At 39.0% G+C, this 12,293-nt stretch carries 10 protein-coding genes; 2 read left to right on the top strand and 8 right to left on the bottom strand.

The genetic code is table 11. The features are described 5' to 3' along the window. Position 1: 1 nt before the first annotated feature. Positions 2-1,036: a lipid II:glycine glycyltransferase FemX gene (locus BV902_RS10045; protein WP_237242075.1), complete on the bottom strand. Its 1,035-nt coding sequence runs from the start codon at positions 1,034-1,036 to the stop codon at positions 2-4. Positions 1,037-1,387: 351 nt separating this feature from the next. On the opposite strand from BV902_RS10045, the gene BV902_RS10040 reads away from it, so the two are divergent. Together BV902_RS10040 and ybaK are read left to right on the top strand one after the other, a co-directional pair. Beyond that, positions 1,388-3,049: a DNA polymerase/3'-5' exonuclease PolX gene (locus BV902_RS10040; protein WP_075991804.1), complete on the top strand. Its 1,662-nt coding sequence runs from the start codon at positions 1,388-1,390 to the stop codon at positions 3,047-3,049. A gap of 3 nt (positions 3,050-3,052) precedes the next feature. After that, on the top strand, positions 3,053-3,529 hold the full coding sequence (ybaK, locus tag BV902_RS10035; protein ID WP_075991803.1) for a Cys-tRNA(Pro) deacylase: 477 nt from the start codon (positions 3,053-3,055) through the stop codon (positions 3,527-3,529). A 1-nt stretch (position 3,530) separates the two neighbouring features. Here the strand turns inward: ybaK and BV902_RS10030 are convergent, their stop codons facing one another. The 7 genes from BV902_RS10030 to hppD all read right to left on the bottom strand — a co-directional run bounded on the left by BV902_RS10030 (position 3,531) and on the right by hppD (position 12,283). Further along, positions 3,531-4,298 (bottom strand): methyltransferase domain-containing protein, encoded by a 768-nt coding sequence (locus BV902_RS10030; protein WP_075991802.1) that lies wholly within the window; start codon positions 4,296-4,298, stop codon positions 3,531-3,533. Between the two features lie 42 nt (positions 4,299-4,340). Beyond that, positions 4,341-5,324 carry a lipoate--protein ligase gene (locus BV902_RS10025; protein ID WP_075991801.1) on the bottom strand — a complete coding sequence of 328 codons (984 nt, stop codon included), beginning with the start codon at positions 5,322-5,324 and terminating at the stop codon, positions 4,341-4,343. Between the two features lie 133 nt (positions 5,325-5,457). Further along, positions 5,458-6,462: a glutathione synthetase gene (locus BV902_RS10020; RefSeq protein WP_075991800.1), complete on the bottom strand. Its 1,005-nt coding sequence runs from the start codon at positions 6,460-6,462 to the stop codon at positions 5,458-5,460. Between the two features lie 13 nt (positions 6,463-6,475). Further along, positions 6,476-8,308, bottom strand: a complete 1,833-nt coding sequence (locus BV902_RS10015) for a flavohemoglobin expression-modulating QEGLA motif protein (RefSeq protein WP_075991799.1) — start codon at positions 8,306-8,308, stop codon at positions 6,476-6,478. Then, positions 8,298-9,077: an N-formylglutamate amidohydrolase gene (locus BV902_RS10010; RefSeq protein WP_075991798.1), complete on the bottom strand. Its 780-nt coding sequence runs from the start codon at positions 9,075-9,077 to the stop codon at positions 8,298-8,300. Before BV902_RS10010 ends, BV902_RS10015 begins: the two co-directional genes overlap by 11 nt. An 805-nt stretch (positions 9,078-9,882) precedes the next feature. Then, positions 9,883-11,184, bottom strand: a complete 1,302-nt coding sequence (locus BV902_RS10005) for a Glu/Leu/Phe/Val dehydrogenase dimerization domain-containing protein (RefSeq protein ID WP_237242073.1) — start codon at positions 11,182-11,184, stop codon at positions 9,883-9,885. Then, positions 11,156-12,283 (bottom strand): 4-hydroxyphenylpyruvate dioxygenase, encoded by a 1,128-nt coding sequence (gene hppD, locus BV902_RS10000; protein ID WP_075991797.1) that lies wholly within the window; start codon positions 12,281-12,283, stop codon positions 11,156-11,158. The genes BV902_RS10005 and hppD overlap by 29 nt, the downstream gene beginning before the upstream one ends. Positions 12,284-12,293 lie beyond the last annotated feature (10 nt).

The following is a 12,293-nucleotide window of genomic DNA, read 5'->3' as shown; positions in this document are numbered from 1 at the left end:
TCTAACTTAAATGATAGCTCTGGTTTTTAAACTCCATTGACGCATAGTACTGATATTTCCTATTGTCCAAGGGATAATCCCAACAGCCCATACGATGGTAGATTTCACCACCAAATCCTGTTTTGAAACGATAAAGGCCATATAAAGGGTGTGAAGGATCTGCCTGTGGCGATACTCCAAAGAAATCATATTCCGTACAGCCTTTTTCTTTCGCAAGCTGCATCGCACGCCATTGCAAAGCGTATGTCGCCATATAATTACGATTTTCGGAAGCAGAAGCTCCATATAGATAAGTCCCCCGATTTGCCGCAATTACCAAAAACATAGCGGCCAAAGGCTGGTTATCCACTTCGGCTACTAAAAGATATACATCTGCGGGAGATAATGTATCACTTGCCCTTGCAGAAAGAACGATCTTAAAATAGCTTATATCATGTAAAAAAAAGTTGTTTCGAAGAGCTGTCTGCCGATAAAGCTCATACCAAACCGCCAAACTTTCAAGCCCCAGCGAACGCACACGTACTCCTTTTCGCTCTGCTAAATTGATATTATATCTCGTCTTAGATTTCATATTTCCAAGCAACATATCCTCACCCTTTCTAAGATCCATAAAAATAGTATTGGAAGGCAGTATATCTGTATTGGCTTTATGAAAGTTCCAGTTTTCTGTATTAAAATTAAAGCGCATTTCCTGAATACGTTTCTCCGGTACCCCTAGCCAGTTACCATGAAGATCATAACAATCATCCTCTTTAGCCCAATGTGATTCCCAAGATAGATCATAGCGTATCATTATACAATTTGGTGGCAGATGGGAACGTAAGCTCTCCGATAACTGTTCTAAAAAATAGCCCTGGTTTTCATCTGAAGGTTCAATCTCAGGCCCATAAGGTACATAGGCAATGCTATGTTCCTGATCTATGGCTTGTATGATAATTAATAGATCGCCGATAAAATAGGTATCGTCTTCGACCCCAACATACAGATCGGATTGTTTGGATTTAAAATTAAATGCCTTGGATTGTATACCTTGCATTTTTTTTTACTGCAGACCAATAAGCAGTTTGTTGAATAATACCTGTTTTATAAAGCCCACTGATTTCTTTGTCACTAATGTCTGCTATCATGATATTTTACTATTTAATAGGGTTGTTTTTATAAGATATGCTCAAAATAACCACAATTTTAACACCCAAAAACGGCAAACATAGCCAAAATGTTTGGTTAAGCACACATGCATTTGTCACTTTGTTGTTAATTTCAAGAAATAGAGAAAAACAGGCATTTAAAGTAGCTTTTTTACATTATTTAACGCTATAATATCCGTATTTGAATTGTTATTTTGACCTAAAATTTAAGATATTTGTAGCTTAACAATTCAAATACGATGGACAATAAAGCGATCTCAAAAATTTTCAAATTATGTAGCCAATTGATGGAGCTTCACAACGAAAATCCTTTTCGAACAAAATCCATTGCAAGTGCCTCTTTTAAGTTGGACAAGCTACCTTTCCGTATTGAAGAGGCCAGTCTTGAAGATTTGAGTGCACAGCCAGGAATAGGAAAAAGTACGGCTGAAAAAGCCAAAGAAGTTGCCGCTACAGGAACTTTCAAAGAGCTTGAGGATCTTATTGAAAACACACCATCCGGTATTATTGAAATGTTAAATATTAAGGGCCTTGGCCCTAAAAAGATTCAAATTATCTGGAAAGAACTCGAGATTGAAAGTGTGGGCGAATTACTTTACGCCTGTAATGAAAACCGTCTCGTAGAAGCAAAAGGGTTTGGTCTTAAAACGCAGGAAGACATCAAAAAATCCATTGAGTTTTCTATTTCCAACAAGGGATGGTTTTTATATGCAAAAGTACTTCCACTGGCAGAAAAATTTTTCAACGAATTGAAATTGCATTTCCCTTCTTCGCTGCTGTCATATACAGGAGATTTCAGAAGAAAATGCGAGGTTTTGAGTACCGTAGATCTTTTAATATCGGAAAGTATAGACAACGTCGAAAAATTCCTCGATGGATTTACTTTAGTGGAAAAAACAGAAAACTCCATAGAACTGACCGATGAATTGGGGTTTACTTTCAAAGTATTCAGTAGTAATATCAATGATTTTTATCGCGACCTGGTTCTTAGTACTGGATCCACTGCACATCTCGATCTTCTATTTAATATTCTACCGGATCTTCCTTCACTTTCCAGTGAAGAGGCTATTTACCGTAACTTGGGTTTAGATTATATTGAACCCGAATTACGAGAGGGGTTGAATGAAATAGTGCAGGCTCAAACGCATTCACTGCCAAAGCTGATTCAATACAAAGATCTCAGGGGAACACTCCACAATCACTCCACCTATAGTGACGGCGTACATAGCCTCGAGCAAATGGCATTACATTGTAAAGATGTCCTGGGGCTAGAATATTTGGGTATATGCGATCACTCGCGAACGGCAGTTTATGCCAACGGCCTCTCCATTGAGCGATTGGAGCAGCAGTGGAATGAGATTGCGACATTAAACGAAAAATTGGCTCCATTCAAGATTTTCAGGGGAATTGAATCTGATATTCTAGCTGACGGTTCATTAGACTATCCCGATGAGGTGTTGGCTAAGTTTGACTTCGTTGTCGCCTCCGTACACTCCAATCTGAAAATGGACGAAGACAAAGCCACAACAAGACTAATCAAAGCGATCGAAAATCCGTATACAACAATCTTAGGCCATCCAACAGGAAGACTATTATTAAGTAGAGCCGGATATCCCTTAGATTTTAAACGGGTAATCGATGCTTGTGCGGCAAATGGCGTTGTCATTGAGATAAATGCAAATCCTTTACGATTAGATCTGGATTGGAGATGGCACCGTTATGCAGTAGAGAAAGGAGTTTTACTTTCCATCAATCCCGATGCCCATCGTACAGAGGGATTGCACGATATGCAATATGGTGTATTGGTGGCGCAAAAGGGTGGTTTGCAGGCAAGCAACTGTTTGAATGCATACGCGCTAGATGCCATAACGACCTATTTTAATAAGAAAAAACAAGGCTAGGGTATGTCGAGTAAAACAAATGCTGTTCGGCTGTTGGACACAGCAAAAATTAAGTATGAACTCAGAGCATATGAGGTAGACGAACAGGACGTCAGTGCTGAGCATGTCGCCGAAACCCTAGGTTTGTCACCCGAAACGCTTTATAAAACCCTGGTCTTAAAAGGCAACAAAGATCCTTATATTGTTGCCGTAATTCCCGGAAACGCACAGCTCGACCTTAAAAAAATAGCGAAGGCCTCTGGGAATAAAAACTGCGAAATGCTCCCAATGAAAGACCTTTTAACGGTGACCGGCTATATTCGTGGTGGCTGTTCACCTATTGGCATGAAAAAACAGTTCCCAACCTTTATTGAAGAGGCCGCACAATTGGAGACAGCGATTTCGGTAAGCGCAGGAAAAAGGGGGCTTCAGATTATTTTAGCCCCAACAGACCTGGCTACGATCACAGCTGCCCATTGGTCCGATTTGATCGATATGTGAATTACCCTTTACGCCCATATAATAAAATGCGCTTGAAAGAATAGATCGCTGGAAATTTAGTGAAATGTTTTTCGATACGTGTTTTAAATTCAGTTACAAACACAGACTTCTTATCTTCCTCCAATTGTTCCATGTAAGGAATCAAAGCAGACCCAGCGATAAAATTGTAAAGCATGTCTGCATCAGCAGCAATGAGCGGATATACACGAAGAGAAAGGTTTAATTGATCCAGGCCATTATCAAATAACAATTGCGCATAAGTATCCATATCCAATACCGAAGAAGGCCTATTCCAGCCCCTTAAATAGGATCGATAGGGTTCTTCCGTCGCCAATTCAAATAGAATTTTATTGAGTATATTTTCGGGCTGATAAGGCATTTGTATCGCCAATTGCCCGCCAACATTAAGCTTAGAAATAATTTGAGGGAAAAGAGCCTGATGATCTTCCAGCCATTGTAAAGCAGCATTACTGAATATAAGATCCCAGGTTTTTGGCTCTGCAATGAAGTTCTCAACGGAACTTTGCCTAAATTTCAGACGTTCCGTTTCCAACTTATGGCTTTTAGAAAGCATTTCCGCAGAAGAATCTATCCCAAGAAAGGTCGCTTGAGAGAATTGTTCGCTTAAGATAGCTGTCTGTTCACCTGTACCGCAACCTAAATCGACGGCATGTTCCATTTTATCGGTAGTAATTAGTTCAGATAAATCATAAAACGGTTTAAAACGGACATCTTTAAATTGATTGTATATAGCTGGATTCCAAGGCATATATTTATTAATTAACACCCGTATAGGGCAGTACTACATTTTCTATTTAAACAAAGTAAGAATTTCTGCGGGTTCAACTTTTCCAAAATACGTCGTCAAATCAATTGATTTCAGTAAGGTATCAATCTCTCCTACTTCATGCTTTTCACCAATCAATAAATTTTCAAGTTCATGAATTGATCGGGATGCAAAAAAATCACCGAAAATTTTAGCCCGTTCAATGTATCCTTTATGTACATCCAAATGCAACTCGATGAATCCCGCAGGGATCTTAATTGCTTTTTTAAAGTTATAATTTGGTGAAAAACCGAAGTTCCAATCCCATGTTTCATACTTCTCTTCAACCAATTTTTCTATATTTTTAATATCCGAAGCGGTAAACTCAATCATTTTGGCTGCCGGATTCTCACGTTTTATTTCTTCAATCAACAATTCCTTAAAATCTCCAGTCGTAAAACCAGCAGGTAGATATTCAATTAAGTTTGTGACACGTGCACGATTCGATTTTACCGCTTTATCCACAAACTTCAATGGATTGACCTTTAAAGCATCGCTTAATACCTGCATCTGCGAATCAATCAATATCGTACCATGTTGAATCATCTTCCCATTTTTTGCAAGCTTGGCATTTCCGCTAAACTTCTTCCCATCTACCAGGAGGTCATTTCTTCCTTCTAATTTTGCAGGGATATCCAATTTGTTCAAAATATGTACAATCGGCTGGGTAAAGGTCGAAAAATCCATAAAATCATGATTTCCCAATAAGGTATGAAAAGAAAAATTTAAGTTTCCAGCATCATGATAAACAGCACCACCACCAGACATTCGTCGCACAACCTTAATCTGATGCTCGTTGACATAATCAAGATTGATTTCGGCCAAGGTATTCTGAAATTTACCCACGATAATTGAAGGGTCGTTTACATAGAGTAAAAAAATATCCTCTTCCGGAAATTTACCCAATAAATACTCCTCTGAAGCGATGTTAAAATAGGCGTTGTGGGATGGAGAATCGATAATCAGCATATTTTTCTTTTTTCAAAAATAACAAGAATTTAATTTCTGTAATTCATTTCAAATTCATAATTACCGCAAATCATCTAGCTTAGCACTCCCGTAGCGATTTCAACAACATCAATTTTCATCGATACAACTGTCATCAACCTCGTTTTCTGAAAGCAACTTTCTCCGCTAATTTTTCAATAATAAGCGCCGAAAAATCCTCTTTTACAATTTCTTCCGTCTGGCATAATGCACCCGGACTAAATACGTTGATTTCCATAATACGATCTCCCACCACATCCAAACCGACAAAATACATTCCGTCTTGAACTAATTTATTCCGGATCTTATCGACCATAAGCAATAACTCCGGTGAAATAATAGCTGCTTGGGTCTTTGCGCCTTGATGCACATTGCTCCGAATCTCATCACCTTGTTGCACGCGATGAACAGCAGCATATTTTCCATTGATCGAAATAGGCTCTCCATTTAGTAAAAAGAATCTAATATCACCGCGGGCAGCTTCCGGAAGATATTCCTGGCCAATTACATAACCATCTCGGGCAATAGCCTCTACAGTTTGTTTGAGGTTTTGCTGATTATCCTTATTGATTAAAAACACGTTTTTACCGCCGGACCCCTTTAAGGGTTTCAAAATAATAAGCTTATTCTGTTGTTCAAAAAATTCAATGACATCGGCATAGTTTCGGGTTACAATTGTTTTAGGTCGAATAGATTCATCAAATCCCTCGAGATACAACTTATTACTGGCCCGACTAAGGCTATCGGGATCATTGATAACCAATACACCTTTTTCTTTTAGTAGAGCGGCAAATTGTAGGGCTGAAGCAGCAGCCCAAGGTCGGCTAACCATATCCAGGACTGGATCAAATCGTAGCCAGACCACATCCATTTCTTCCAACATCATCTTCGTTTTTTCTGTCGCGCGCAATACTTCCATGAGGCTATTGGTAGAAGTAAGCATCTGATCAGGGAGCACTTTTCGCACATGGGCGGCAATATGGGCCGACTCATAGTAGAAATCGGCCAAGCCAATATAATAAATTTCATGTCCCATTTGATGGGCTTTCAATGCCAAAACAGTCGTCGTGAAACGAGCAGTTTCTTTATGGGTTTGGTTGATCACGAATGCTATCTTCATATAAAATATCTGATTACTGAATCATTTGAAATATTCCATTACTTTTTTTTAGATGTAACAAGGCATCCTTGTATGGATCCATTAGATACCTTGGTGTCAGGACCGGAGCCTTCAAGACGCCCTTTAACATGAGTTCTTCAACGATTGGTATATAATCTTCGCGGATTTTACCCATCGTCAACAGGGATAGATCTCGCCCACTCTTGATATAATTAGTCAATTCGATTAAACCACTCAAGTATAATGCATCTTTGGTAAGCCCACCACTTCGATAGACCCGCATTGTCATTTGAAAAGCTGTTTCGGTCAAAAATTGGTACTTGTCTACCAATACTGAAAATGTATCAATAAATGAACTGCCCTGCTGCATGTGATGGACAGCGATAACTCTGCCTGCCAGAATACGTAGTCTATTATTTGTCAGGCCCCCCACCAAATACTCAGCAAGTACAGCGAGGCCTTCCTGAAGTTTTTCATAACCGGGAACCCCTAATCTAAAGAGACTGAACGGCTGTTGCTTCCCATTATAGTAAGTAACAATATGTGTACCGACCTCATGTTGAATCAATGCCTTTACCCTATTCCTTGGCAAACTATACTGCTTACTTATATTGAGTACGCCTTGATTTACCATCACGCCATAAATATCATCCCGTAGCCGCACTGTGGTGCCAAAGCTTGGATCTTGGTTTTTCAGATAATCCAATTCTTCCTGGGCGAGCTTAGCGAACTCTTCGGCATAGACAATTTCCTCTTCTTTCGTTCTCACTTCTCGATCCGTTGTCGTAATGGTCAAAATTGCCTGAGCCTTTTCCAACAATTTTTCATTGACAGTACCAAAAACCTGCATACTGCCCAACAAAAATCCTTCTTTTCCCCGCTCACTCAACATGGTCATCATCTGATCAAGCTCCTTGCGTTTATCACGAAACAAATAAGCAATGGAAGGATCAAATAAATCTTCGATATGCAAGTTATAGAGGTTTCTCTTGATAATATCTGGATCAATAGGCATGGGCCTATATCGAAACACAGGAGTTTTTCGGTAATTCCCCTTCTTAAATTGCTGCCAGGCATCGTAAGAATTTGTTGGTGTAACCAATAATAAAAAATCAAATCGTTGACTTTCCCGCGCTAACTTCTGATCAATCTCCCAAGCTAAAGGAAGCATCTTTTTAGGCTGGCTTATTTTAAATGCCGTAGGTTTAGATAAGGTATGTATACGTATGAATTCAAAGAATGTTTTCGACAGACTCCTGGATATGGCTTCACGGAAATGACGCAGATCGATCGGTAAAATTTGCTGATCTACCCCTAAAAGGTATTTCGGTTTTATCTCCAGCCCCATGTAAAATATATTGGTGTTCAGATTATCCAACTGTACACTCGAAGGGGATAAACTTTGCGTTGCATTTGTTTTGGAATCTGTCAGTATCTCCACTTTGGAAATCGATTCCTCTGTTGTCAGTTGCTTACCTAGATACTGAGCGATAGCCTGTACATTTTTCCGCGCAATATGAATTTGAATATCTTCCTCCTGTGCGGAATCTGCTGCCCAAGCCTCAATAATCAAACAGGCACCAAACTCTTCGACAAGTTGATTGAGGATTGGAGCGATCCATTCAGAAACATTCATCTGTGGATCTCTTACCCTAAAGTAAGCTGGTTCTGATTTAACCAACTCTGCCAGCATAGGATCTTGACTAAAAAACTGTCTGTATAAAAACAGATAAGGAACAACTTGATTAAATACCAGTTTGTTTTTTGGCGGAATCTGTACGTGGAAAACCTCCTTATTTTTGATCATTTTTAAAATGCCAGCAAGTTGTTTCGCATTATCTTTCATAGGCAAAATAATTTTCCAGTGTTCCAATGCTGTGTAAGAGAAGTTTTTTATACTCCTGAAGCTTTTGTGGATATACTTCCCCAGTCCATTCGTCCATAAAGTCTTTCCGAAATTCGACAGAAAAAATACAGCCTTTATCACCAAACTTATCATTCAAATACGCAGAAAGGAATCCGCCCTTAAACTTGACATTCTCACGGACGTCGTAAACTTGTCCATCTTTTCCAGTCCGTAGTGCTTCCAAAACCTGATCAGTCAGCGTTCGCCATTTTTTGTGATTATGTTGCGTCCCAATATTAATCTGAGGGTCGGTTTCATTATTTAAACTAGTTTCAGCCCCCCCGCGACGCATATTATAACTATGAATATCATACACGATAAAATAGCCATAATGATCAATCGTGTGCTGAATTGCTTGGCTTATTTCCTCATATATGCTATCATAGGCTGCATACAGCTGATCTTTTAGCTCATTGGGTAGATCTGTTCGCCATACCCGCATCCCCCAAGCTTGCTCAGGTGTAAGATAAATAGCATCTTCTCGTTTTCGATTAAGATCCAGTTGAAACCTGGAAGTTCCAGATACAAATCGATTACAGGGTAATTCAGCCAAAATAGCCGTATAAGGATCCTCTTCGCGTAATCGTTCCTCGTCTGAAATATTTATGTAGGGCATCAAATGCGCATCGACCTGATGGCCATCATGAATGGCAAAAGCCCAAAATGGGCTATCGTAATTTTCAAATTGATAGCGATATGTTAAAGACATGTACCTTTTTTTAAACAGTTTACGTCAAATAGACAGCATTGATTGCTGACCTTTTTGTTTAGATAAACGCTTATGAGCAACAAAAGGTTTGAAAATTAACTGGATTGTCTTGAGAATTAGGGGCTCCCCTTCTTATCCGAAACGAGGCTGTTAAAAATCGTTAAACAGCTAACGGATTTAGTACATTGGCATCTTTGTTGAATATTGTTAAGTAGTTTCATAAATTTAGGTTAATAATTTAGTTAGTTTATAAAAAACCTGTTAGTCCCCGCTAACAGGTTTTTTATTTCCCCTAAAAAGAAAACAAAATAAATAGTAGTATATTTTATTGGAAATCAATAGCAAATAGTCAAAAAATGTTAAAAAGTAAAAAAAACTCCAATCAGTTGAAACATTTCTTGAACTTACTACGTTATATAGGTACTTTTCATAAATTTAGGTTAATAATTGGTTAGGAAAACTCCTGTTGCTCCCCGCTTCGGGAGTTTTCGTTTATCAGCACTTTAAGGAAAATAAAAAACAAAAAAAAAATCATCAAGCGGACCAGTATTTGAAAACTATACAATGAAATTTGTTTTTAGTCTACCCCGTTTTGATCTTTCAACAAAACTTCAAAAAATCAAATTTCAGGCAGAAATTTTAATAACAAAAAAATGACAATATGTTCATGCTAGGAAAATAAGTTTTGGCATAGGTATTGCATTGTTTTAAGCATTCATAAATTTAGGTTAATAATTGGTTAGTTAAAAACACTTGAAGTTCCCCGCTTCAAGTGTTTTTTTTATAGCATTATAGCAGAAATAAATTAGAGTTTAGCCTCTTGTTGTTCGTTACCGGTTTCCACCAACTGTTTTAATGCAATTTCATATGCTCTCGATGATATATGTGTCTTTTTAGAAGAAACGGTCCTAATTTTCTTTAATGCTTCAAAAATCACACTGGAAACATCCGAAAAAATTGCTTCATCACTAATTTCGATATTACGTTGCATTAAATAAGCAAATACTCTCGCCATACCACAATTCGCAATAAAGTCAGGTATGACCGCAACATGCTGATCTGCGAACTCCATAACAGGCCCATAAAATATTTCTTGATCTGCAAATGGCACATTGGCACCTGAAGCGATCACCTCAAGCCCATGATTTATCATGTGCTGGATCTGATCTTTTGACACTAAGCGGGAGGCCGCAGCAGGCACAAAAATATCCGTTTCCAGGCTCCATATTTCTTTCTGTATCTGATCAAAAGGAATCAGATCCGGAGAACAAAGCTCATTGCCTTTGCGCTCTAAAAACAAACGGGTAATATCTTCCTCTTCAAATCCTTCCGGATTGATCAGTCCGCCGACTCGATCAATTATACCAACTATTTTTACACCAAGTTTAGACAGATAAAATGCCGCTGCGGCAGCAACATTACCCCAACCTTGAATTACCGCTCGCTTCCCAAAGCAATTTTCGCCAAAAAGTTCATAATAATGACGAATTGACTCTGACACGCCATATCCCGTGATCATATCTGCCACTTTGTACTTGCGCTTCAGATCCGGGCTGTAGGAGCTATCTTCCAATACTTTGGAAACCCCATAACGCAATTGTCCAATTTGATGAATACGATTGCTTTCATTCACCTTAAAGTGACCATTCAAAATGCCTTCTTGTGGATGCCATAGTCCATATTCTTCCGTCAACGGGATTACATCATGAATTTCATCGATATTCAAATCTCCACCTGTCCCATAATAGTTTTTCAATAGCGGTGTGACAACTTTAAACCAACGTTCCAAGACTTCATTTTTCCTTGGGTCATGTGGGTCGAAATCAATTCCAGATTTTGCCCCCCCTATTGCAGGGCCAGATACCGTAAATTTGACCTCCATTGTTTTTGCCAAAGATTCTACCTCATGCCTATCCAATCCAGCCCGCATTCGGGTCCCCCCGCCAGCAGCACCTCCACGTAAGGAATTGATAACAATCCATCCCCTGGCATCAGTTTCACTATCTTTCCATTCGAAAACAATTTCCGGACTTTTGTGCTCAAAAGCCCGCAATAATTCCTTCATCCCTTCCATACTCCTATAAGTTTCCTCGGCGTTCTTGTTCACGTTCTATTGCTTCAAAAAGAGCCTTAAAATTTCCTGCGCCAAAACTTTGTGCCCCCTTACGTTGGATGATTTCATAAAATAGAGTCGGTCTATCCTCTACCGGTTTTGTAAAAATTTGCAGCAAATAACCTTCTTCATCACGATCAACTAGAATACCCAGTTCTTGGATGATCCGTATCTCTTCATCAATTTTTCCAACTCGTTCAGGCAACATATCGTAATATGCTTCGGGAGGAGCACCCAAAAATTCTACTCCCCTTGCTTTAAGTTCCCGCACGGTGGCCACAATATCTTTGGTTGCTAGAGCCGCATGCTGAACACCTTCACCCTCATAAAATTCAAGGTATTCTTCTATCTGCGATTTTTTCTTTCCTTCGGCAGGCTCATTAATTGGAAACTTAACAAAACCATTTCCATTGCTCATCACTTTACTCATCAAAGCCGAATATTCTGTATTAATTTGCTTGTCATCAAAAGATAAAATATTGACAAACCCCATCACATCCTGATACCATTTTACGGTTTCATTCATCTTATTCCATCCAACATTACCCACACAATGATCAACATAAAGCAGTCCAGTTTCCGTTGGATTGTAATCGCTTTTCCATTTTTCATATCCTGGCATAAATGGACCAGCATAATTGCGGCGTTCAACAAACATGTGGACCGTTTCGCCATAGGTATAAATTCCTGCGGTCCAAACTTCCCCATTTTCATCCTTCAGAAGTTGTGTTTCCTGATAGACTTTCGCCCCTCTATTTGTTGTTTCTTCAAATGATTTTCGTGCATCATCTACCCAAAGAGCCAATATTTTGACACCATCACCATGTTTTTTAACATGTTCTGTTATAGGGTGGTCAGATTTCAACGCTGTGGTAAGCACTAAACGTATTTTATTTTGTTTTAACACGTAAGATACCCGGTCTCGAACGCCTGTTTCCGGTCCGGCATACGCATCCGACTGGAAACCAAAAGCTGTTTTGTAATAATGTGCGGCCTGTTTGGCATTGCCAACATAAAATTCAATATAATCTGTGCCATTAATAGGTAGAAAATCTTGCGCTTGGGCAATCTTTTCTGCAAATGTATTTGCCATAATTTATATA

Source organism: Sphingobacterium sp. B29, assembly GCF_001952815.1.
Classification (GTDB): Bacteria; Bacteroidota; Bacteroidia; order Sphingobacteriales; family Sphingobacteriaceae; genus Sphingobacterium; species Sphingobacterium siyangense.
The sequence above is the reverse complement of the archived record's forward strand: the minus strand, read 5'-3'. Positions and strand labels throughout refer to the sequence as shown.

What these genes read in the sequence shown, in the direction of transcription:
- BV902_RS10045 (WP_237242075.1), bottom strand. Translation starts at nt 1,036, where the DNA reads ATGCAAGGTATACAATCCAAGGCATTTAATTTTAAATCCAAACAATCC.
- BV902_RS10040 (WP_075991804.1), top strand. Translation starts at nt 1,388, where the DNA reads ATGGACAATAAAGCGATCTCAAAAATTTTCAAATTATGTAGCCAATTG.
- ybaK (WP_075991803.1), top strand. Translation starts at nt 3,053, where the DNA reads ATGTCGAGTAAAACAAATGCTGTTCGGCTGTTGGACACAGCAAAAATT.
- BV902_RS10030 (WP_075991802.1), bottom strand. Translation starts at nt 4,298, where the DNA reads ATGCCTTGGAATCCAGCTATATACAATCAATTTAAAGATGTCCGTTTT.
- BV902_RS10025 (WP_075991801.1), bottom strand. Translation starts at nt 5,324, where the DNA reads ATGCTGATTATCGATTCTCCATCCCACAACGCCTATTTTAACATCGCT.
- BV902_RS10020 (WP_075991800.1), bottom strand. Translation starts at nt 6,462, where the DNA reads ATGAAGATAGCATTCGTGATCAACCAAACCCATAAAGAAACTGCTCGT.
- BV902_RS10015 (WP_075991799.1), bottom strand. Translation starts at nt 8,308, where the DNA reads ATGAAAGATAATGCGAAACAACTTGCTGGCATTTTAAAAATGATCAAA.
- BV902_RS10010 (WP_075991798.1), bottom strand. Translation starts at nt 9,077, where the DNA reads ATGTCTTTAACATATCGCTATCAATTTGAAAATTACGATAGCCCATTT.
- hppD (WP_075991797.1), bottom strand. Translation starts at nt 12,283, where the DNA reads ATGGCAAATACATTTGCAGAAAAGATTGCCCAAGCGCAAGATTTTCTA.